The 21,680-nt window shown below is 57.1% G+C and carries 19 protein-coding genes; 1 reads left to right on the forward strand and 18 read right to left on the reverse strand.

The window, feature by feature from the left end; genetic code table 11:
- Nucleotides 1-19: 19 nt before the first annotated feature.
- The 13 genes from tap to flhD all read right to left on the reverse strand — a co-directional run bounded on the left by tap (nt 20) and on the right by flhD (nt 14,424).
- On the reverse strand, nt 20-1,621 hold the full coding sequence (gene tap, locus CRO87_RS15605) for a methyl-accepting chemotaxis protein IV (RefSeq protein ID WP_097163861.1): 1,602 nt from the start codon (nt 1,619-1,621) through the stop codon (nt 20-22).
- 36 nt (nt 1,622-1,657) lie between these two features.
- Complete coding sequence (gene tar / locus CRO87_RS15610; protein WP_097163862.1) at nt 1,658-3,316, reverse strand: methyl-accepting chemotaxis protein II; 1,659 nt, start codon at nt 3,314-3,316, stop codon at nt 1,658-1,660.
- A gap of 76 nt (nt 3,317-3,392) precedes the next feature.
- Complete coding sequence (locus tag CRO87_RS15615; RefSeq protein WP_097163863.1) at nt 3,393-4,367, reverse strand: spore coat U domain-containing protein; 975 nt, start codon at nt 4,365-4,367, stop codon at nt 3,393-3,395.
- Nucleotides 4,367-6,754, reverse strand: coding sequence for a fimbria/pilus outer membrane usher protein (locus CRO87_RS15620; protein ID WP_097163864.1), 2,388 nt, complete (start codon nt 6,752-6,754; stop codon nt 4,367-4,369). Before CRO87_RS15620 ends, CRO87_RS15615 begins: the two co-directional genes overlap by 1 nt.
- The gene (locus CRO87_RS15625; RefSeq protein WP_097163865.1) at nt 6,730-7,497 is read right to left on the reverse strand and encodes a molecular chaperone; all 768 of its coding nucleotides are present in this window, start codon (nt 7,495-7,497) and stop codon (nt 6,730-6,732) included. The genes CRO87_RS15620 and CRO87_RS15625 overlap by 25 nt, the downstream gene beginning before the upstream one ends.
- A 15-nt stretch (nt 7,498-7,512) precedes the next feature.
- Nucleotides 7,513-8,052, reverse strand: coding sequence for a spore coat U domain-containing protein (locus CRO87_RS15630; protein WP_097163866.1), 540 nt, complete (start codon nt 8,050-8,052; stop codon nt 7,513-7,515).
- 20 nt (nt 8,053-8,072) lie between these two features.
- Nucleotides 8,073-8,642 (reverse strand): spore coat protein U domain-containing protein, encoded by a 570-nt coding sequence (locus tag CRO87_RS15635; protein WP_097163867.1) that lies wholly within the window; start codon nt 8,640-8,642, stop codon nt 8,073-8,075.
- Nucleotides 8,643-8,986: 344 nt separating this feature from the next.
- Nucleotides 8,987-9,490: a chemotaxis protein CheW gene (cheW, locus tag CRO87_RS15640; protein ID WP_097163868.1), complete on the reverse strand. Its 504-nt coding sequence runs from the start codon at nt 9,488-9,490 to the stop codon at nt 8,987-8,989.
- Between the two features lie 19 nt (nt 9,491-9,509).
- Nucleotides 9,510-11,546, reverse strand: coding sequence for a chemotaxis protein CheA (gene cheA, locus CRO87_RS15645; RefSeq protein WP_097163869.1), 2,037 nt, complete (start codon nt 11,544-11,546; stop codon nt 9,510-9,512).
- A gap of 4 nt (nt 11,547-11,550) precedes the next feature.
- Nucleotides 11,551-12,480 (reverse strand): flagellar motor protein MotB, encoded by a 930-nt coding sequence (motB, locus tag CRO87_RS15650; RefSeq protein ID WP_097163870.1) that lies wholly within the window; start codon nt 12,478-12,480, stop codon nt 11,551-11,553.
- On the reverse strand, nt 12,477-13,367 hold the full coding sequence (gene motA / locus CRO87_RS15655) for a flagellar motor stator protein MotA (RefSeq protein WP_097163871.1): 891 nt from the start codon (nt 13,365-13,367) through the stop codon (nt 12,477-12,479). Before motA ends, motB begins: the two co-directional genes overlap by 4 nt.
- Nucleotides 13,368-13,492: 125 nt before the next feature.
- A complete protein-coding gene (gene flhC / locus CRO87_RS15660; protein ID WP_176504323.1) occupies nt 13,493-14,077 on the reverse strand; it encodes a flagellar transcriptional regulator FlhC in 585 nt (194 codons plus the stop codon).
- Nucleotides 14,074-14,424 carry a flagellar transcriptional regulator FlhD gene (gene flhD / locus CRO87_RS15665; protein ID WP_217992672.1) on the reverse strand — a complete coding sequence of 117 codons (351 nt, stop codon included), beginning with the start codon at nt 14,422-14,424 and terminating at the stop codon, nt 14,074-14,076. Before flhD ends, flhC begins: the two co-directional genes overlap by 4 nt.
- 799 nt (nt 14,425-15,223) lie before the next feature.
- Here flhD and uspC point away from each other — a divergent pair.
- Nucleotides 15,224-15,652, forward strand: coding sequence for a universal stress protein UspC (gene uspC / locus CRO87_RS15670; protein WP_097163874.1), 429 nt, complete (start codon nt 15,224-15,226; stop codon nt 15,650-15,652).
- A 38-nt stretch (nt 15,653-15,690) separates the two neighbouring features.
- On the opposite strand, the gene otsA is transcribed toward uspC, so the two are convergent.
- From otsA to CRO87_RS15695, 5 genes are all read right to left on the reverse strand, one after another.
- Complete coding sequence (gene otsA / locus CRO87_RS15675) at nt 15,691-17,115, reverse strand: alpha,alpha-trehalose-phosphate synthase (RefSeq protein ID WP_097163875.1); 1,425 nt, start codon at nt 17,113-17,115, stop codon at nt 15,691-15,693.
- Nucleotides 17,090-17,881, reverse strand: coding sequence for a trehalose-phosphatase (otsB, locus tag CRO87_RS15680; protein WP_097163876.1), 792 nt, complete (start codon nt 17,879-17,881; stop codon nt 17,090-17,092). Before otsB ends, otsA begins: the two co-directional genes overlap by 26 nt.
- Nucleotides 17,882-18,043: 162 nt before the next feature.
- Complete coding sequence (gene araH / locus CRO87_RS15685; RefSeq protein ID WP_097163877.1) at nt 18,044-19,024, reverse strand: L-arabinose ABC transporter permease AraH; 981 nt, start codon at nt 19,022-19,024, stop codon at nt 18,044-18,046.
- A 13-nt stretch (nt 19,025-19,037) separates the two neighbouring features.
- Nucleotides 19,038-20,552: an L-arabinose ABC transporter ATP-binding protein AraG gene (gene araG, locus CRO87_RS15690; protein ID WP_097163878.1), complete on the reverse strand. Its 1,515-nt coding sequence runs from the start codon at nt 20,550-20,552 to the stop codon at nt 19,038-19,040.
- Nucleotides 20,553-20,611: 59 nt separating this feature from the next.
- Nucleotides 20,612-21,592 carry an arabinose ABC transporter substrate-binding protein gene (locus CRO87_RS15695; protein ID WP_097163879.1) on the reverse strand — a complete coding sequence of 327 codons (981 nt, stop codon included), beginning with the start codon at nt 21,590-21,592 and terminating at the stop codon, nt 20,612-20,614.
- Nucleotides 21,593-21,680: the final 88 nt, after the last annotated feature.

Here is a 21,680-nt window from a genome sequence, read left to right on the forward strand (position 1 = left end):
GCCTTCTTTTTACGTCCTTTCAGGAAACAACAGGTACGGCCGTCGGCCGCCCCCCTTCGTGCTGCGTTACGTGCTTTTCTTCCAGTTCAAACACGGACACCAGCGAGGTCAGGTTATCGGCCTGCCCGGCCAGCTGTTCCGTTGCCGCGGCGGCTTCTTCCACCAGCGAGGCGTTCTGCTGCGTGACCTGATCCATCTGACTCACCGCCAGCGCTACCTGCTCAATGCCGCGACGCTGTTCATCCGATGCAGAGGCAATTTCGCCCATGATGTCGTTCACCTGAGTTACGGAGCGGACGATTTCAGTCATGGTATTGGCGGCGGTATCCACCAGCGCCGAACCTTCTTGCACGCGGGCGACCGACTCTTCTATCAGGCCCTTAATCTCTTTAGCGGCCTGGGCGCTGCGGCTGGCAAGGTTACGCACTTCACCTGCCACAACTGCGAATCCGCGGCCCTGCTCTCCTGCCCGCGCGGCTTCCACGGCGGCGTTGAGTGCCAGGATGTTCGTCTGGAAGGCAATGCCGTCGATCACGCTGATAATGTCGCCAATTTTCTGCGAACTGGTGGCAATTTCATGCATCGTCTCTGCCACGTGCGAAGCCTGCTCACCGCCGCGTTTGGCGGTGCTCGCAGCACTGCTGGCAAGCCCGGATGCCTGGCGAGCGTTGTCGGCGTTCTGCCCGACCGTGGCGGTCAATTGCTCCATGCTTGCCGCCGTTTCCGCCAGTGATGCCGCCTGCTGTTCAGTGCGAGAAGACAGGTCGTTGTTGCCCGCCGCAATCTCTGAAATACCGGTATGCATGGCGTGGCTGCCCTGACGAACCTGACTCACGGTGCCGCGCAGCGCAATCTGCATCGCCTTCAGCCCGGAGAAGATCGCCGAGATTTCATTTTTGCCGTACACCGAAATCGGCCTTGCGAGATTGCCTTTGGCGATGCTTTCAAAGTGATCGCTGATGATGGCGAGTGGCTGGACAATCATCCTGCGCGTCCACAGCAGCGCCCCACCGACCAGCAGCACGGCCAGAATCACGACCACGCCGAAGATCAGCGCTGAGCGGTGGTAGTTGCTTTCCCCTGCCTCACGAGCGGCTTCAACGTGGGAGCCGATAAACTGGATCCAGTTGTGCCAGCTGCCGTCAAACCCTTGCTGAGCCTCCTGCACCGGGGCGGTCATAAAGTCCGACAGCTGGTTGTTTTCAAGCCACGCGACCTGATGAGTCAACGCGTCATGCCAGTCGGTAAAGCGTTTTTTCGTTTGATCCTTCAGGGCCTGAGCGTCGTCGTTCATCGCCGGGATGGCCATAAACTCGGCAAACTCTTTGTCCGACTGCTTCAGGCTCTGATGTGCCCCGGCAATCAGCGCCTTGATATCCTCAGGCGGATAGCTGAGCGCCGTAAGCGTTCCGGCCTTGTTCAGCGCCGTGCTCGCCTGCAACAGCACTACGCGCGCATCGCCGAGGCTGTTCAGTAACTGATTTCCCTTTTCCACTTGCCCCAGAGTTTGCTGTCCATCGCGAAACGCCAAAAATGACAGCCCGTTGCTACCCACCTGCAACAGGCCACACACCACCAGAATCACAAATAAGGTGGTCGAGATACGAATACGATTGAACATCACCACTCCCGATAAACGGCAACAGGCCGCGTAAAGTTAAAAGGTTTCCCAGTTGTCGTCGGTTCCGGTGGCGGCACGCGCACGCTGCGGCACGGTGCTGACCGGAAGCACGTTTGTTTTTTTACTGACGGTATTGCTATTGACGCTCGCAATCTGAAACGCCGAGACGGCGCGGGTCAGGCTGCTGGACTGCTCTTCAAGCGCGGCGGCAGCGGCAGCAGACTGCTGCACCAGCGCGGCGTTTTGCTGGGTGACTCTGTCCATTTCCGAGACCGCCAGTGCCACCTGATCGATGCCACGGCTCTGCTCATCGGAGGCGGAGGAGATCTCGCCCATGATGTCGGTCACGCGGGTGACGGCGTTGACGATGTCGTTCATGGTCTCCCCGGCGCTTTCCACCAGCACCGATCCGGTATCGACTTTCGACACCGAGTCTTCTATCAGGCCTTTAATCTCTTTGGCGGCCTGCGCGCTGCGGCTTGCAAGGTTGCGCACTTCCCCGGCAACCACCGCAAAGCCACGCCCCTGCTCACCCGCACGGGCGGCTTCGACTGCGGCGTTGAGTGCCAGAATATTGGTCTGAAAGGCAATGCCGTCGATAACGCCGGTAATGTCGGAGATTTTCTGCGAACTGGCGGCGATGTCGTGCATCGTTTTCACCACGCCATCGACCACTTTGCCGCCGCGCTGTGCCGTTTCCGAGGCGCTCAGCGCCAGCTGCGATGCCTGGCGGGCGTTTTCGGCGTTTTGCTTCACGGTGGCGGTCAGCTCTTCCATGCTGGCAGCGGTTTGCTCCAGCGCGGACGCCTGTTCTTCAGTACGTGAGGAGAGGTCGTTATTGCCGAGGGCGATTTCGCTGGTGCCGCTGTAAATCGCATCCGAGCCCTGACGCACACGGGTGACGGTGTCGATCAACGACTGCTGCATGTGGTTGACCGTGTCGGCCAGTTCGGCAATTTCATTGCGCCCGCGGACCGTCACCGTCTGGGTTAAATCTCCCTGAGCGATATGACGCAAATGATTCATTACGCCCGCCAGAGGATTGAGCAGAATATGGCGAATTCCGTACCAAGCCGCCGCCAGAATGGTCACCAGCACGAGGGCGATGATCGCCAGCTGCCATTGGGCAAACTTGTAGTCATGCTTGCTGGTGGTGAAGGCGTGCTGATAGAGCGTTTCGCTTTGCGCGGCGTAGCGCGTCATCGCGTCGCTGAGGCCGTTCTGCATGCCCTGAGTCGGCTGGGCGAAATAGGCATCCATGTTGCCGTTTTGCAGGAAGCCAACCAGCTCGGTCAGCCCGGCGAAATATTTCTGGTAGCTGGCGTCAACCACGGCGCTGACGTCAGTCAGTTCAGGCTGCGCGGCTATTTGCGTGAACGCCGCATAGTGTTTTGCCGCTTCGGCAAGCGACGTTTTAGCGTTATTGAGCAGGTCCGTTTTGGCGCTGCTTTGCTGGTTGGCGGCATCCATCATCATGCGGGCTGAGGAGCGGCTGAGGTTGATGCGCGTTTGCAGCATCAGCTCCCAGGTTTTGCTCAGCTCAGTCTGGCGGGTGCGCAGGTCGTTCGAGAGGGCGAAACTTTGCTGGTTTTGCTTAAGTGACGAGAAAAGAAAGCCACCGGACAGCAGCTGAAGCAGTGCGAAAACGACCAGCACCAGCATCAACAGGGTGACAACGCGCAGACGGTTCAACATACAACACCTTTTCAATAACGTGATAGCGGTGTTATCGGCACGTTGTGACGGAACTTTACGTTAAGTCACTTCCTATTCAGAAGGCGATGTCGACGATCAGCGTGTCGGTGTAGGTCCCCGCAGGCGGTGTGCTCTGCCCGCTCAGGATCTTCGCTGTATAGTTGTAGGTGTTCACCGTACCGTCGCTGCTGGTCAGGCTCGCAGCGCTGCTGGCCCAGCGCTCAGTGCCAGCAGGCCCCCAGCGGCTGCTGGTGCTGCCTTTATAGATGTCATAGCTCATCGAGTTGCTGCCGTTAACCATTTTGCGCACCGAACCGCCGCTTGCATTCGCCCCGTTATCAATGCCAACGGTGTAAGTGCTGCCCTTGGTGCAGGTGATGGCGACGGACTGCGACACAGAGGAGAAGCCACTTATCAGCGGCGCGCTGCCGAAATTGACATCCGGCGCGCTGATGGTGATGCAGTCAGTGGTGACGTTCATGGTGAGCTGTACCGTCACCGGTACCGTACCCGTTTGCGGCGTGCCGATGCACAGCCCAAGCGCGCTCAGGGCACACACGCTGTAGCTGACGTTGAGCGTGATGCTTGCCTGGTAAGGCCCGGCGCTGACGCTTTGCCCGGCCACGGTGCGGAAGTAAATCGGCAAGGTATAGGTTTTGGAGGTCAGCAGCCCCAGCAGCATGCTGCCACTCCAGGTGTAAGTTTGCCCGATGGGGGTTTCGGTGCTGTTGCTACAGCTGGCTGTGCCGCACACCCGCACCGGGATCACATCCGTCACCGTGGTGTTATCCGTGCGCTTCATCGCCGCCCGCGTGCCCGAGGTAGCCGTGGCGCTCAGCACGTTCATCGACACGGTGTCGCCTGCGGTCAGCAGATTCAGCACGGTATCGCAGGAAACCACCAGGTTGGCGGACGTTTGCTGCTCGGTGCTGTTGACGGTGAAAGAGGATTGGCTGGCGTACGAGGCATTCCCCATCGACACGGTACAGGCCGCATACAGCGGCGCGCTTATCAGCCAGAGCAGGAACAGCAATCCGAGCGTGCGGCACATTATTTTGTCTCCCGGCAGATAAGCGGGCCGTAGGTCTGAAGTTTGTGATCCGGATTGGGCCGCGTGCTGAAGCTGGCTGCACAGCGCTTGCCTCCCGGCGCCACAACGGTCAGCGGGTTAATGTCATTGAGGTTTTCCAGCCAGCCGATACCGTCGTAGCCAACGGGCGCGTCGGGTTTGCCGGGACGCGAAACAATGCTGCCCACCGGCAATGGCTGACCCTGCTCGTCATGCAGAATCACGCTGGCAACGCGTTCCTGTTCCATCGGGAATTCAAGCAGATAGCCGCTGTTACGCCGTAACGCAATGCGTTTTTCCGTCTCTTTAAGCTGCGTATCCGCCGGTAAATTCAGCGCGTTGATGCTGTAGTTCGCCGGGTACCAGGCCGATACTCCGCTGACCAGCAGATAGCCTTTGTCGTTCGTTTCGCCCACCTGCTGATGCTCATAATTGACGGGCACGGAAGGCTGACCGTCGGTGCTGACCACCACAAAAGCGTCGTTGATTTTATTGGCGGCGAAGACCTGGCCGTCCATCAGTACCAGCGAGCCCAACGCCTCGCCCCACCAGGTCATCTGATCCTCTTCGCCGTAGCCACCGCCCTGCAGTTCGACGTTATTGTTGCGCCAGCCGAGCGTCGCCTGCTGGTAGTTGTTCGACTGCGACTGCCTTGCCCAGGCCAGGTTCCAGCTGAAGCCGCCGTCCGTCGGCATGGTGTGGTTGTAGTTGATGCGCTGCGTGCTGCCGGAATCCGGCGTGCTTTCGGTGCTGACCGCTACGCTGTCTCTGTCGCCGAGAGGGATTTGCAGCGACAGCGCCACCGTCCAGTCGCCGCGCTGCTGGTCGCGGCTCGCCGCCAGATAGATACTGCTGCTCCCCCACAGGTTGCGGCTCCAGGAGAGATTCAGCAGCTCGGTCTTCTGGCTGTCGAAGCTTTGCACCCCTATCCATGCCGCGCCGATATTGCCGTAATTTCCCATATTCAGCGACAGCGAATACTGGTCGCTGCGCTGGCTGAGGCTGGCAATGGGGTTGTGATTGTCGTCATACAGGCGCGGCATGTCATACAGCGCCAGGTTGCCGAAGGTTTTATCGCGATGGGTGTGCTGGGTGATAAAGCTGAACGCCCCGGTGCTGTACTGGTAGCCCCAGTTCAGCTGCTGGCCGCCTTCGCCGTACATCTGGCTGTGGGTGTAGCTGCCGTTGACGATACCAAATTGCCCGAGTTTCACCAGCGCGCCAGCCCCACCCAGCGCCAGCGAATCAGCGGCTTCAGCGTGGCTTTCCAGCGTCAGGTACTCATTCACGCCGTAGCGATACGTCCCGCTGCCCACCGCCGGGCCGTAGTCAAAATTTTCAATGCCGTAGTTGCGGCGCAGCGCGCCAAAGGTGGCGGCTCCGTCGCTGAGTCCGGGCTTCAGCATCTGGCTGGCGACATAAAACGGCAGCGTGGTACTGACCTGACGACCGAGGGCATCGGTGGTCACCAGCACGGCGTTACCCGCCCCGTTAATGTAGGGCAGATTGGTGAGGGTAAACGGCCCGGGTTGGAGTTGCGTCGATCCCGCCCGATAGCCATCAATGAACAGATCCACCGAGGTCGGCACCGCCGCATCGCCGGTAAAGGCAGGGAGTGGCCAGGTAACCAGGTCCGGGCGCAGGGTAAAGTCACGCCCGATACGTACCCCGCCCACGCGCACGCTGTTGCTCCAGCTCAGAGCATCACTGAGCGTATCGCCCAGTTCCCACTCCAGCGCGGTATCGTCGTCGGTGTAGCTCAGGGTGGTATCGTAGCGCATATAGCCATCGTCGATCGGGTTGTCGCCACTGAGATTTTGCCGGACGTAGCCGGTTGAGGAGAGGCTGCTTTTGCCGCGAAAGAAGCGCAGTTCATGCCAGATGGCCGCCTGGCCAATGCCGTGCTCAGTCTGGCTGGTATAGAAGTCGTAATTGAGCAAGGCGCCGCTGCCGTCCAGCGGTTTCACCCGTTGAATGCCGCCGTCAAATGCGGCCTCTTTGGCTGCAAACCAGTCTGACGGTACGGTTAACAGCAGCCGCTGACCGTTACCGTCATATTCGGTTTTGACCTGACTTTGCGCCGAAAGATCGACCTCTCCTGTCGGGAATTGTGCGGCCGGAAGCCCGGCGCGCTGCAGATCCTGGCTGGCGACAAACCAGTGATCGTCACGCTGCGTGGCGGGTACCACCAGTTGGGTGTCATAGTGGTTGATGACCAACCCTAGCTGATACACAGCCTGCTGATTGATGCTGCGGGCGTCCGGCGGCGGAGGCAGCAGATCGTCGCCCGATTCCGCCTGACAAAGACCTGAGCTTAATAACAGCGTGCACATGGCAAGTTTCGTCAGTTGCCCGCGGCGGACTGCCATTTCGCGTCCTGGGCATTGATGGTCGCGCTAAGGCCCGTGGGGTTTGTTACCCCGGCAGGCAACGGCCAGCTGCGCGACTGGCCGGGCAACACATACCCAAGCAGGCCCGGCGCAACTTCCCGTTCGCTGCCGCCCTGACGGACGGACACCTGACTCAGCCGCACGTGGACTAAATCGCGGTTACGCACCTCAATGGCCGGTTTGCCGTCGAGCGTCGTTTTGCTCCAGCTGAGGTTCCGGCCATCGACCAGCACGTGATTGGCGCCTTCCGTTTCCACCGGCATGCCCTGCCCGTAGACAAACAGCGGAATGGAGTAGCGCATTTGCAGCTTCAGGCCGATCTGCGGCTTGCCGGTCTCGGTGGGTTGAGGAATTTCGTCGATGATAATGCGGTAGGCCTGCTCTTTACCCTGCGGCACATCAGCCTGCTTAATCAAACGAATCAGCTGCTTGCCGCCGCGATCGATACGCAAAATGGGCGGACTCGCCACCACGTCCTGCTGCTGCTGATAGCGCTCATGGCCACCCTCCTGCTGCCAGCGCACAATGCGCACCTGCATGGTGGTGGCGTTCGTGCCCTGATTTTCAATCCACAGCTCGGTGGCTTTTTTGTCTGCCGTCAGAAAAGGATCGATGGGCCAGATAAGCACAGTAGCCGCGGCCTGTGCGCCAGCAGAAAACAGGCCGGGGCCGCTCAGACACGCCAGCGCGATGAGCGCGCGAGGCAGACAACTCTGGTTCATGCTGTTTCTCCCTGTCTACCATGACAACGTCACGGTAAGTTGATCGCTGTAGGTCCCCGCCGGGCTGAACCCGGTCAGTTGCGCCGCGCCGTAAAGCGTCAGCGAGATGTTGTCGCCATTGCTGTAACTCACCGACACGGCCTGATTCACGCCAATTTCGCTATTCGCCGCCAGCGAACTGTTGGTGTACAGCCGGTACGGCACTCTGTCCGTTCCGCCGGAGCGCTGCAGATTGCGCACCGTGGTGTAGTTCTGCCCGCCATTGATGCTCATGCTCAATGCCACGCCCGGCGTGCAGGCAAGTTTTAACGACGCGTTAGGCACAAACTGCGTGCTCACCTGCCCCGACCTTACGCCGCTGTAGCTGCCAAAGCTCAGCGATCCCATCGCCCCACCGCTGCCCGTCGCCACCGAACAGCCCGGCGTGATGGTGGCGTTCACCTTAAATGACTGGGTCGTGACCGTCAGCGCCTGCACCGGAAAGCCCTGAACCAGCAGCACAACCAGCAGAAAAAGGCGTAGCCGTTCCCGGGCCACCTGCAGGAGGCCAGTCATACCCAATGTCATTCGCGAAGTTAATAATTGACGCTGACGTTAATCGTGTCGGTGTAGGTCCCCGGCACCACGCTCACGCTGTTGCCCCCGCCCTGAATGCGCCCGTAGAGCGTGTAGCTGTCCACGTTGCCGGTTGTCGAGGCAATCGGCAACGCGGCACCGTTGGTGATGATGTTGTTGTAGCCGCTGTCGCTATAGAGGCTGTAGGCCACACCCTGCGCCGCATTGGTGGTGCTGATCAGGTAGCGACCAGGCGTACCAGGCGTGCCCACCACCGTGCCCGGCGCGGTGCTGTTGGCATTGCCGGTGATCGTCACCGTATAGCTGCTGGTCGTACACTGGACGGTGAAGCTGTTCCCACCGCTGGCCCCGGTCAGCTGAGTGGTCAGCGTCGAGAAGGTGGCTGGCCGCGTACCAAAGTCCAGGGTACCGAAGTTGATCCCGCTCTGGCTTGGGGAGCTGTTTATCAGGCAACCGTTGGTCAGCGTCAGGGTTGCGGCGATGGTGCCGAGGCTGGTCACAGCCTGTGCGCCAGGGGCAGCCAGCGCCAGAAAACTCGCGGCGGTCAGTAGAAGACGAGTTCTGTTCATAGGGCGTCTCCGGAGTCAGAAGTCCTGGCGCTTTTCTGTTTTGCGTCAGACGGTTAACAGGCCACCCCACGGGTGCCTTAACTGAAATCTAGTTCAGGAGATTTCATTCAACCAAGTTTATGACACAAATTAAGCCTTTCGCCTTATTTACATATTTATCTTTTATATATCAATAAATTAACAACGCAGCGGCAGGAAAAAATGACAGGTTGCAGAGAATATATTGCAGGTATTGTGATCAGAATCACACAACGTTTTCAGGGAGATATTAGCGGGGCTTACGGGGAGTTTAGAGGGGGTGAAATCTGAAGGAATTTCCCCCCGAAATTACGGGGGGATAACCATCATGCCGCGCTAATAGCCGCGTTATCAAGCAGGGACATCTCTTCGCTGTTGAGCAGCTTTTCGATGTTCACCAGAATCAGCATACGCTCACCGAGCGCGCCGAGGCCGGTCAGGTATTCGGTGGAGAGCGTGACGGCAAATTCCGGCGCCGGGCGAATCTGGTCGGCGGCGAGCGACAGCACGTCGGATACGCCATCAACCACGATGCCAACTACGCGCTGGCTCAGGTTCAGGACGATAACAACCGTGTTGTCGTTGTACTCCACGTCTTCCTGGCTGAACTTCACGCGCAGGTCAACGATAGGCACGATCACACCGCGCAGGTTGGTCACACCTTTGATAAACGACGGTGTGTTGGCAATGCGCGTCACCTGGTCGTAGCCGCGAATTTCCTGCACCTTCAGGATATCAATCCCGTACTCTTCATTGCCCAACGTGAAAACCAGAAACTCCTGGCCTGATGGCTCGCCCGCCAGTTTTGCTACGTTCGTCATACCGGTCATTTTTTTCCCTTCTTAAGCATCAGGCAGCGCTGTACGCCACACGTTGTTCACGATTCAAACCCTGCAAAGCCTGGACATCGACGATCAGCGCGACGCTGCCATCGCCGAGGATAGTCGCCGCCGAGATGCCCGGCACTTTGCGGTAATTGCTTTCCAGATTTTTCACCACGACCTGATGCTGGCCGATCAGTTGATCCACCAGCAGCGCGTAGCGGCGGCCTGCGCTTTGCAGGATAACCACGATGCCCTGGGTGGCTTCGGTTTTGGCCCCCTGGACATCAAACACTTTCCACAGTTCGACCAGCGGCAGGTATTCGCCACGCACTTCCAGCACGCGCTCGCCGCCCGCCAGCGGGTGCAGATCTTCTTCACGCGGCTGGAGGGATTCCATCACCGCATTGAGCGGCAGAATGAACACCTCTCCGCTCACCTTGACGGACATGCCATCGAGGATCGCCAGCGTCAGCGGCAGCAGAATACGGATTGTGGTGCCCGCGCCCTGCTTCGATTTAATTTCAACGTGGCCGCCCATCTCCTGGATATTTCGTTTCACCACGTCCATGCCGACGCCGCGCCCGGAGACGTCCGTCACCTGTTCGGCAGTGGAGAAGCCCGGGGCGAAAATCAGCATCCCGACTTCTTCATCCGTCATGCTTTCGCTGACCGCCATCCCCTGCGACAGCGCTTTCGCCAGGATGCGATCGCGATTGAGGCCCGCGCCGTCGTCGGTAACTTCGATACAGATATTGCCGCCCTGATGCTCAGCGGAAAGGATCAGGTTGCCGACGGCAGATTTCCCTGCCGCCATGCGGTTTTCAGGCGATTCAATGCCATGATCCAGGCTGTTGCGCACGAGGTGCGTCAGCGGGTCGATAATGCGCTCGATCAGGCTCTTGTCCAGCTCGGTGGAGCTGCCCATCAGCGTCAGTTCCACCTGCTTATTCAGCTTGCCCGCCAGGTCACGCACCAGACGCGGGAAGCGGCTGAAGACGTACTCCATCGGCATCATGCGGATCGACATCACCGATTCCTGCAGGTCACGGGCGTTGCGCTCGAGCTGACCCATGCTGGTGATCAGATCGCCGTGCTGCACCGGGTCAAGTTCGTTGGAACGCTGCGCCAGCATGGACTGGGTAATAACCAGTTCGCCGACGAGGTTGATCAGCTGATCGACCTTCTCCACCGCCACGCGAATACTGCTTGATTCGCTCACGCGTGCCGGTTTTTCACGCTCCACACGCGGGGCTGCCGCCGCTTCTTTCGGCACGGCTTTCAGCGCCGGAGCATTCACCACGGCAGGCACTTCAGCCGCTTCCACAACCACCACCGCCGGGGTTTCAGTCACCGCAGCTGATGCAGTTTCAAAGGCGATTTGATCGGCTTCAATAACGAAACAGAGCACCGCCACGATATCGTCCTGCGACACCGCGCCATCGAGGTTCGCGCTGAGTGAATCTGCGGTTTTCACCACCTGGCTAATCTGAGCGAGGTTGCTCAACTCTTCCTGCAGCATCTCTGGCTCACCGGCCTTCAGGCGGGAAAGCACGATGCGGGTCTGGCCGCCTGCCTGCGCGGGCGCTATCGCCACTTCGCTCTCAGGCGTTTCGTTATCCACGACGCTCAGTTTGGCGCCCGCAGTCGGGGCCGGAGTCGCCGCTTCACCTTTGGCTTCTAAAGCCAGCTGGCGCAGGGCCTGGCAGATATATTCGAAGCTGGCAGCGTCCGGCTCCTGCGAGCTTTTATAGGCGTCGAGCTGTTCCTGCATAATGTCTTTCGTTTCCAAAAACAGGTTGATAATGTCGGTATTGAGCTGCATCTCACCGCGCCGGGCGTCATCCAGCAGGTTTTCCATCAGGTGCGTGGTTTCCTGCAATACGCTGAAACCGAAGGTGCCCGCGCCGCCTTTAATGGAGTGCGCGGCACGAAAAATGGCGTTCAGCTGCTCGGCGTCAGGGGCTTCCGGGACGAGATCCAGCAGGTGCTGCTCCATATCCGCCAACAACTCGTCGGCTTCATCAAAAAATGTCTGATAAAAATCGCTGATATCCATGCTCACGCTATCACCTCTGTAGAGATTGTGGCGATGTGGGACTGGCCGCCGGAGGCACTGCCGCCGGCTGCTGTAATACGCTTAAGGGTTCATTCTGGCTTTCGGCGTTCTCGTGGAGAATTGCCTGTTCAGCCTGAGTATTGAGCACCAGTAAACTGATGCGGCGGTTGATAGCGTCATCTCCGCCGTGCTGCTGTAACTTCATGGTGTTAGCCATGCCAATTACCCGCAATACTTTGCCGTCATCCAGGCCACCTGCCACCAGCTCCCGGCGCGACGCGTTGGCGCGATCGGCGGAAAGCTCCCAGTTGCTGTAGCCCCTGTCACCCGTGGCGTAAGGGTAGTCATCGGTGTGGCCTGAAAGACTGATTCTGTTCGGGACTTCGTTCAGGATCGGCGCAATTGCGCGCAGGATGTCGCGCATATAGGATTCCACTTCCGCGCTACCGGTTTTAAACATCGGCCGATTCTGGCTGTCGATAATCTGAATACGCAGCCCTTCCTGCACCAGGTCTATCTTCAGGTACTGACGCAGGGCTTTTAGCTTCGGATCCGACTCGATCAGCTGATCCAGTTCGCCGCGAATCTTCTTCAGGCGGCTCTGCTCCATGCGTTTTTTCAGTTCGTCAATATTTGGCTCTTTCTTCACTTCGCCCTGACGCTGGGTGTAGTCGTCGCCGCCGCCGGGGATGGGGCTTTCACTTTCAGAAATGCGCGAGCCGCCGGTTACCGCAGTTGCCAGCGGGGTACGGAAGTATTCGGCAATCTGAATCAGCTCTTTCGGGCTGGAGATGGAGATAAGCCACATCACAAGGAAGAAGGCCATCATCGCGGTCATAAAATCGGCGTAAGCAATCTTCCACGAGCCGTGACCTGCCCCGCTGTGACTTTTATGCTTTTTGCGCCTGACGACGATTATCGGGTGGGCCTGATTTTTCATGCGTCCTCGGTGGTCGTCTGTTGTGCCGTTGGATTACGCACCGCACGCACATGCTCTTCCAGCTCAACAAACGATGGACGTTCGCTGGAGTAGAGCGTTTTACGACCAAACTCAACCGCAATCGGCGGCGCGTAGCCGTTGAGGTTCGACAGCAGCGTGATTTTGACGCACTGCATCATCTTGGTGGTTTCAGCACTTTTCTGACGCAGCACCGTCGCCAGCGGTGAAATAAAACCGTAGGCCAGCAGAATGCCGAGGAAGGTGCCGACCATCGCATGCGCAATCATCGCCCCGAGTTCCGCCGCCGGACGATCCGCTGAGCCAAGCGCGTGCACCACGCCCATGACCGCGGCGACAATCCCGAATGCAGGCAAGGAATCGCCTACCAGCGCGAGGCTGTTCGCCGGCACTTCGGCTTCGCTTTCGTGGGTTTCGATCTCTTCATCCATCAGCGCTTCAATTTCGAAGGTGTTCATGTTGCCGCTGATGATGAGCCGCAGATAATCGACGATAAACTCCAGCATGAGTTTGTCCGCGAGGATCCGTGGATAGCTGGCGAAGATTTCACTTTCCGTTGGGTTTTCGATATCACGTTCGAGTGAGAACATGCCCTGCTGACGTGACTTGGCCATCAAGCGATAGAGCAAGGCCAGCAGATCCATGTACATACTCTTGGTGTACTTTGAACGACGAAACAGTAACGGCAGCGCCTTCAGCGTGCCCTTGATGGCCTTCCCGTTGTTGCCAACGATAAACGCCCCTATCCCCGCGCCGCCAATAATGATCAGTTCTGCAGGCTGATAGAGTGCCCCAAGGTGTCCGCCGGTGATTGCATACCCGCCGAAAACTGTACCAAGAACAACCAGGTAACCTAATAAGATAAGCACGACATCATCCTTCCGCTGTTGTTAAGCCCGGGAAGAACGACAGAGCATTTCACCGAAGCGGTGGCAAAAAAAAAGCAGCGGACCTGCGTCCGCTGCTGGAGTGTTTTGCCACACCTGATTTTCGGTTAAACAGCTTGCTCTATCTGTTCATCCAGCAGTTGTGGAGATATATCGGCACCTTCGCCGGAAAGTTTACGTCTTTTTACTGCTCGCGATGGCGGCTGGCAGAGACTACACACAAAGCTCCCAACGGGCTGGTGAGCATGGGTGATAAAATTGCCGCCGCAGCTGTTGCAGCCGCTGAGTTCAAGCATGCCGCTCTCAACAAAACGCACCAGAGTCCAGGCGCGGGTCAGGGCTAAAATCGGCCCATCTTCCTGCTGTGGACACTGTTCGAGATAGAGACGATAGGCTCTTATCACCGCATCAACGCCGTTGCACAGGCCGGTTTTCAACAGGTACTGCCAGGCATTACAGAACATGGAGGAGTGAATGTTCTGTTCCCAGGTCATAAACCAGTCGGTAGAAAACGGCAGCATGCCTTTCGGCGGCGGGCTTCCGCGCAGCTCTTTGTAAAGCTTAATGAGGCGACCACGACTCAGCTGGGTTTCGCTTTCGAGCATCTGCAGACGCGCGCCAAGCGTAATCAGTTCCATTGCCAGCTGTATGTCACGGGCTTCCTGAACAATGCTTTTTTCGCTCATGATCAGGCCCTTTTCTTCCGTGCAGAGCCGTCTGCGAGGCTGGCTTCCTTCAGTAAGCGTGTAGAGAGCAGAATACCGGTATGAATTTGCTGCAGATCATCGACTCGCGACTCTTGTGTGAGTCGGGTGATGGTTTGATGGCTATCAAAGCGGAACTGACAGACCAGTTGATTGGTTTCCGCTAATTTAACCATTTGTGGAAGCGTCAGTTCCCCAAGCGTGGTGGCCATCTCTTCGTTGATTCCGAGACGGAACATGGCAGAGGCTTTATCCTGACTAATCAAACGCTGTGCAAGTAATAAATACGACAAATTAATGTCATAGATATGCTTTAGCAACTCGGATGTATGCATTTTTCCCATCCCGAATAACCAACCATTATTTTATGCGGCAAGGCCGCACCCCGTGATGTCGCCGGGTAAAAAGACCCGGTAAAAAAAGAAAAGGCCAAAATGCATAGTTGACTTAGGCGCTGGATCCCTGCGCACTGCATGGCCGATCCCTGCTAAAACAGGGTAAGCCCGCCATTTTAAATATTTCTTACAATTGACTAAGATTTTTCCTAATTCGACGCAACTCTACTCGTCAGTAATGGCACATACAACGTGGCCTTACATTAAATTTGAAAATTATGTGATGCAGATCACACAAAATGACCGTTTCTTATCACCAAATCCATCAATTACCATTGTCATTTGTGTAAAAAAAGGTCAATCCCACATTTTGACTATTCCTTTAAGGTGAATAACCAAGCAAAACATGTTCTGTTGCTTTATTTTTCAGCAGATAAGAATGACTTGCCCTCCCCAGTCAAATAGCTCAGAAAATAGGCGGGGCGATAGTGTGATCATCATCATATAAAACAGTAAGTTATATCTTTATTTATTCCTGATAATCACAGGTTGAAATTATTATCATTTTGTTAATCTTATTAAGAAATTGGTTAACTGTTTATTATTTATCTGTCAGATTTAGGATAAGTGCGTAAAAAATCAATGAAACCGGCGCAAACGAGATATTCTTAATATAAGAATAATTAATGAATATTCGATAAAGCTCACAGTACAGGCTGCCGCCCCCTCTTGCAGATACCCAGAAAAAAGAGTAACAGGAATGAATGGGCGTTTTATCGCCACGTTTTAAGGAGGCACCATGACGTACTCGCATCTGTTAGTTGCCGTTGCACCGACACCGGAAAGTCACCAACTCGTCAGCAAAGCGGTGTCCATCGCCAGACCCGTCAACGCTCGCATCAGCCTGATGACCTCCTCTGCCGATCCTGAAATGTATAACCAGTTCGCTGCCCCGATGCTGGAAAACTTACGAGAACTGATGCAGGAGGAAACCCGCCAGTTTCTTGATGAGCTGAAAGCGAGAGCCGACTACCCGATAGCCAACGCGACCATCGCCTGTGGAGAGCTAAGCGAACACATTAAGGATTTTTGCCTGAAGCAGCAGGTGGATTTGGTCATCTGCGGAAATCACAACAAAACCTTCTTTGCCCGGGCGACGTGCAGCGCCAAATCCGTCGCAGTAAACAGCGGTGTGGATGTGCTGCTGGTGTCGCTGGAGAACGAATAAATATCGCCCGGCCAATTCCACCGGGCAATAATCATTTATCACGCGAGTTTAGGAAAAGCCGCGATTTTGCTCTGTAAGTTACTTTCCGCCGTTCTCGGCGCAATCTGCTTTAGGTCGTGAGTAAATCGCTCCTGCCAGTGATTGATGTCATTGTGCTTAATCACCTCCATCATCTCGGCATGTCGGGAGATTCTCTCCGTCAGCGGCATGTTCAGCGCCCTGTCGAGCGCCGCAGCCACGTCATCACGATCGTAAGGATTTACGATCAGCGCCGAAGTTAATTCGTTGGCAGCCCCGGCAAACTGCGACAGAACCAGTACGCCTGGATTGGCAGGATCTTGTGCTGCCACATACTCTTTAGCGACCAGATTCATCCCGTCCCGCAACGGTGTTACCAGGCCCACGTCCGAGTAGCGATAGACCTTCATCAGCAGCTTGCGATCGAAGTGCTGATTCAGGTAGTAAAGCGGCGTCCAGCCAAGCTGACCGTACTGGCCGTTGATGCGCCCGGCGGCGGTTTCAAGCTGATGACGGATCTCCTGATAGGCCTGCACATCCCCACGCGACGTCGGTGCAATCTGGGTATAGCGAATATGCCCATGATGCTGCGGATACTTCTCCAGCAGCGTCTCATAGGCCTGAAAACGCTCCGGCAGCCCTTTGGAATAGTCCAGACGCTCGACCGAAAAGATATTCTGTACGCTCTTCAGTTCAGCCTTGAGCTGCGCCAGCTTCGGCGGCAGCGGCCCCTGCGCCTGACGGGCAATCTCCTTCGGATCGATGCCTATCGGATAGACTTCAGTGCTGAAGGTGTGGCTCCAGGCGCTGTGGGTTTTGCTGCCCCGGCTGGTGAGCCTCGTCTGGCCAGAAACCCCCTCCAGGAACGCCTGACGGTCGTTCTCAGTCTGGAATCCAAGCAGGTCGTAGTCACTCATTTGCTCCAGCAGTTCGGCGTGGGTTGGCAGCGCGTTGAAGACCTCCGGCGTTGGAAAAGGAATGTGCAGGAAGAAACCGATGCGGTTATCCACGCCACGCTTGCGCAGCTCGCTGGCAAACGGCAGCAGGTGGTAATCGTGGATCCACAGCACGTCATCTTCTTTAATTAACGGCAGCAGCTTGTCGGCAAGGATCGCATTGACACGCAGATAGCCCTCCCATGCCTCACGCTGAAAGTTCACCAGGTCCAGACGATAGTGGAACGCAGGCCAGAGTACGGCGTTGGAAAACTGGTTGTAGTACAGGTCATGATCCTGCTCATTTAGGTTGAAAGAGGCCCAGGTAATGTCACCGCGCGTCACTTTCTTTAACGGCTGATCTTCGTTCCCGGTTTCTCCGCTCCAGCCAAACCACAGCCCGCCCGCGGCCTTTAACGCGCCGAGAATCCCTACCGCCAGCCCACCGGCACTGGACTTTTTATCATCCGGCGGGGCAATACGATTAGATACCACGATCAGGCGACTCATAGCTTTCTCTCCTGTCAGTTAGCGCGTGAAGTTGTGCGATCTGAAACAGCCACTGATGGGTGTCCGCCACGTTTGCCAGACGCCAGTGCGCCTGTGTTTCCCCCTGCCCGACCTTCACCGAAATCCCGCCTGCGGCATTCACCGCTTCAAATCCGGCCTCGTCCGTAAGGTCGTCGCCGACAAACACCGGCTGGCGGCCCTGGAACGGCGCTTCCTGCATAAAGGCCGCCACGGCAGCCCCTTTGCTGATGCCTTCAGGCTTAATCTCTACCACGCATTTCCCCGGCTGCAACGCAAGGCCCGGAAAGCGGGAAACGGCTTCCTGCGCCAGCTTCTCGATAGCCTGCTGATGCTGCGGTGCCAGGCGGTAGTGCAGCGCAAAGGCCATCCCTTTGTTTTCCACCTCGCTGCCTGCAAGCGGTGCCATCCGATCGCTTAGCCACTGATATAGCGCCGCGGCTTGCGCCTCAGGCAGCGTTACCCGGTGAAGCTGATCCCTGATATCACGGCGTTCAGCCCCGTGCACGCCCGCCAGCGGGAAGTGGTACGGTGCGGCAAGCGCGTCAAGTTCGCTCATTGAGCGCCCTGAGATCAAGGCCAGCGCCCCATCCTGCTGCTGCGCCAGTTGGTATAGCGTGATGCGGACGGGCTCGGGGAGCGTAACCTGATCGGGATGCGGCTTGATCTCCGCCAGCGTACCGTCCAGGTCGAAGAAAAATGCGAAGTTTCCGCGCAAAACCGGCGGAGCGGTTAACGGGTCTGTCACCCTGTCTACCTCCTCAGTACTGCTGTTTTCGATTAAATGTTAATTAAACGTTAGCAGATTAAGTATAGACAGTGTGACCGGCCTCGCCATTTTCGAATGAAAACGCCAGGGGGATTAGCCCCTGGCGCAAGGTTAGGATTACACTTAAAAGTTGGTATCAAATCAGACCGTACGCTTCGCTTTCTGCTTGTAGCGGTCGAAAATCACCGCCGCCAGCAAAATCAGGCCACGCACCACATACTGCGAGAACGGCGAAATGTTCAGCAGGTTCATGGCATTTTCCACGGTTCCCAGGATCAGGATCCCCGCCACCACGTACGAAATCTTGCCAATCCCGCCTTTGAGCGATACGCCGCCCAGCACGCAGGCCGAAATCACAATCAGCTCATAGCCCATCGAGGTCATTGGCTGGCCGCTGGTCATACGCGAGGCCAGGATGATCCCCGCCGCCGCTGAGACTAATCCGGAAAGGACGAAGATAATAATTTTCGTGCGCACCACCGGGACGCCCGCCAGACGCGCTGCCTCTTCGTTCCCACCGATAGCCAACGTATTGCGCCCAAAGGTAGTTTTGTTGAGCAGCAGGCCAAAAACAATCAGGCAGGCGACCGTGAGCCAAATGGGCGCAGGCAGCCCCAGCCAGTTGGCATAGCCGAGCGTGAAGAAACGCTCATCCTCAATACCCACGGCTTTACCATCGGAAATGATATACGCCAGCCCACGCACGATTTGCATGGTGGCAAGCGTGGTGATCAGCGCATTAATTTTCAGACGCGCAATCACGAAACCGTTGACGAAGCCGCTCAGCGCCCCCAGCAGCAGCCCGGCGAACACGCCGAGCCACAGGCTTTCGGACAGGTTGATGACGACCGCCGTTGTCACCCCGGCGCAGGCAATTACCGAGGCAACGGAGAGGTCAAAATCCCCTGACGCCAGGCAAAACAGCATGCCGCACGCCACCATGCCGGACATCGAAATGGCGAGCCCCAGCCCTTTCATGTTGACGAAACTGGCAAAGTTCGGCACAAAAATCGCACAGGCTAGGAACAACACGGCGAACACCACCAGCATGCCGTACTGATCCCAAATGCGCCCGGCGCTAAACGTATTCCGGCGCGGGCCGGATGTGGTCACTGAAGACATCATTTACTCCTCGTCAGGCCACAGCCTGAGTGGTTTTAGGCATCGCCAGGCTTAGCGCCTGCTGTTCATTGGCGCTTTCGTGCAGCAGTTCTCCGGCGATTTCACCTTCGCGCATGACGATGATTCGGTCCGCGACGCCGAGCACTTCCGGTAGGTCGCTGGAGGCGAACAGCACCGCCACGCCGGACGCCGCCAGCGCATAAATCACGTTATAGATTTCATGCTTCGCGCCAACGTCAATGCCGCGCGTCGGTTCGTCGAGCAGGATCACCTTCATATCCTCCGACAGCCAGCGGCCAAGAATAGCCTTCTGCTGGTTACCGCCAGAGAGATTCATAATCAACTGTTCCGCCCCCGGGGTTTTGATATTCAGGGACTGAATATGGTGTGCCGCGTTATCCGCTTCCCAGGTCTTATTGATAAGACACCCGGCCCGGATATGTTTTCGCCGCGCGCTGATGTTGATATTGTCGCGGACCGAATGTACCGGGATGATCCCATCTGCTTTGCGGTCTTCCGGACAGAGCATCATCCCGGCGCGGATTGCGTGTGAGGGCTTGCGGATATCAACCGGCTGACCCTCTATGCTCACCTGCCCGGCGGTGATGCGGGTCCCGCCAAACAGCCCCTTCATTAATTCGCTTCTTCCGGCCCCGACCAGGCCAAACAGGCCGACGATCTCACCGCTTTTTACCGACAGGCTGATGGGCTGGCGGACACCCGGCGCCTTCACGTTCTCCAGGCGAAGCCGCTCTGCGCCATATTCGCGCGGCTGCCAGCCGTACACGTCGCCGATTTCGCGCCCTACCATCGCCTGCACCAGCTGATCATTATTCACCTGCGCCATGTCATCAAACGTGCGGACGTAGCGCCCGTCCTTGAAGACGGTAATGGCATCACTGAGGGCGAAAATCTCCTCCATGCGGTGCGACACGTAAATAATCACGCGCCCTTCGTTGCGCAGTTCACGGATGACGCGAAACAGGTTGTCGATTTCACGTGCTGAAAGCGAACTGGTCGGTTCGTCAAAAGCAATCACTTTGGCGTTGCGCGCCAGCGCTTTGGCAATTTCCACCATCTGCCACTGGCCGATGGAGAGGTATTTCAGTGGCGTGCCTGGATCGATATCCAGCCCAAGATGTTGCAGCTGAAGGCCCGCCTCGTAATTGAGGAGCGAGCGATTGACGATCCCACCTTTATGCGGCATCTGTCCGAGGTAGATGTTTTCCGCCACCGTCATTTCAGGCACCAGATGCAGTTCCTGATAGATGATGGCCACCCCGGCGTTCAGCGCAGCGGTGGTATCGGCGAAGCTGACCTCCTGCCCTTTCAGCACCAGCGTCCCGCCGTTGGGCGCGTAGTTGCCACTGAGGATTTTCAGCAGCGTCGATTTTCCGGCACCGTTCTCCCCCATCAGCGCGTGAACCTGCCCGGCATGGCAGTCGAAGCTGATGTCGCTGAGGGCCTTCACGCCCGGGAAGCTTTTACTGATGCCGCGAAATGAGAGATAAGGCTGTGACTGTTGCATATGCACTCCACCTTCTTTTCTGCCCCCGGCATGAAAACCGGGGGCGACTACGGCAGGCCTTACAGCCCTTTCTTCGCCAGCTCAGCTTTAAAGTTGTCGCGGGTGATCAGCACCACGTCGGTAACCGCGGTGAATTTCGGCGGCTCGGCGTCTTTCTGTACCCAGTTGTAGAGCATTTCGCTGGTTTTATAGCCATGCACGTCCGGGCTCGGCAGCAGGGAGCCGTAGAAACCAGTAGCCTGCGCTTTGGAGAGTTCGTTCACCGCATCCACACCGTTAATGCCGATACCGATCACGTCAGCAGCTTTAAACCCCTGTCCTTCGGTGGCACGCACGCCGCCGAGTACGGTGTTGTCATTCATGCCCAGCACCAGCCAGTGCTTCACGCCAGGGTGCTGCACCAACAGGGAGTTACCGGCATCAAACGCGCCTGGGATATCGTTGGATTTTGTCGGCACTTTGTAGATTTGCGCTTCCGGGAAGCCGGCTTTTTTCAGCGCGTCCATTGAACCGGTGGTGCGGCGGCGCGCGGTATCGAGCTCATCGGCGGTGATCGCCATTACCCCGGTGTCCTTCACGTCCCAGCCGCGTTTTTGCATCTCTTTATAAAGTTCATCCCCCTGACGCGCGCCAATTTCGCTGGCCGCCATCATGACCAGCGGAACCTGGTCCATCGGTTTGCCCTTGGCATTGACGAACTGATCGTCGACGGTAATGACCTTCATGTCATAGCTGCGAGCCTTAGCCATAATGGCCGGCCCCAGTTTTGGGTCAGGAGTACAAATGACAAACCCTTTTGCACCGTTAGCCGCCAGGCTGTCGATGGCATTCAGCGTTTTTTCACCGTCGGGCACGGCAATTTTAATCACATCAAACCCTAAATCTTTCCCGGCCTTATCCGCGAAACGCCATTCCGTCTGGAACCAGGGCTCCTCCGGCTGCTTGACCAGAAAACCGAGCTTCATCGTTTCGGCGACAGCTGATTGTGACATAACCGCTGCCAGGCCAATGGCCGCCAGCGCTTTAGTGAATTTGTGCATGGTTAACTCCAGCTTTAATGTTCTTTTTCGTAGGGAATATCGGAACAGCATTTTTTATTCAGCAGTAAAACAATGCATTAGCGGCTTC

This window comes from Enterobacter sp. CC120223-11, assembly GCF_900215375.1.
Lineage (GTDB): Bacteria > Pseudomonadota > Gammaproteobacteria > Enterobacterales > Enterobacteriaceae > Scandinavium.

Bases quoted from the DNA above. Each gene is read 5' to 3' on its own strand.
- tap (WP_097163861.1), bottom strand. From the start codon at position 1,621: ATGTTCAATCGTATTCGTATCTCGACCACCTTATTTGTGATTCTGGTG.
- tar (WP_097163862.1), bottom strand. From the start codon at position 3,316: ATGTTGAACCGTCTGCGCGTTGTCACCCTGTTGATGCTGGTGCTGGTC.
- CRO87_RS15615 (WP_097163863.1), bottom strand. From the start codon at position 4,367: ATGTGCCGCACGCTCGGATTGCTGTTCCTGCTCTGGCTGATAAGCGCG.
- CRO87_RS15620 (WP_097163864.1), bottom strand. From the start codon at position 6,754: ATGGCAGTCCGCCGCGGGCAACTGACGAAACTTGCCATGTGCACGCTG.
- CRO87_RS15625 (WP_097163865.1), bottom strand. From the start codon at position 7,497: ATGAACCAGAGTTGTCTGCCTCGCGCGCTCATCGCGCTGGCGTGTCTG.
- CRO87_RS15630 (WP_097163866.1), bottom strand. From the start codon at position 8,052: ATGACTGGCCTCCTGCAGGTGGCCCGGGAACGGCTACGCCTTTTTCTG.
- CRO87_RS15635 (WP_097163867.1), bottom strand. From the start codon at position 8,642: ATGAACAGAACTCGTCTTCTACTGACCGCCGCGAGTTTTCTGGCGCTG.
- cheW (WP_097163868.1), bottom strand. From the start codon at position 9,490: ATGACCGGTATGACGAACGTAGCAAAACTGGCGGGCGAGCCATCAGGC.
- motB (WP_097163870.1), bottom strand. From the start codon at position 12,480: ATGAAAAATCAGGCCCACCCGATAATCGTCGTCAGGCGCAAAAAGCAT.
- flhD (WP_217992672.1), bottom strand. From the start codon at position 14,424: ATGCATACATCCGAGTTGCTAAAGCATATCTATGACATTAATTTGTCG.
- uspC (WP_097163874.1), top strand. From the start codon at position 15,224: ATGACGTACTCGCATCTGTTAGTTGCCGTTGCACCGACACCGGAAAGT.
- otsA (WP_097163875.1), bottom strand. From the start codon at position 17,115: ATGAGTCGCCTGATCGTGGTATCTAATCGTATTGCCCCGCCGGATGAT.
- araH (WP_097163877.1), bottom strand. From the start codon at position 19,024: ATGTCTTCAGTGACCACATCCGGCCCGCGCCGGAATACGTTTAGCGCC.
- araG (WP_097163878.1), bottom strand. From the start codon at position 20,552: ATGCAACAGTCACAGCCTTATCTCTCATTTCGCGGCATCAGTAAAAGC.
- CRO87_RS15695 (WP_097163879.1), bottom strand. From the start codon at position 21,592: ATGCACAAATTCACTAAAGCGCTGGCGGCCATTGGCCTGGCAGCGGTT.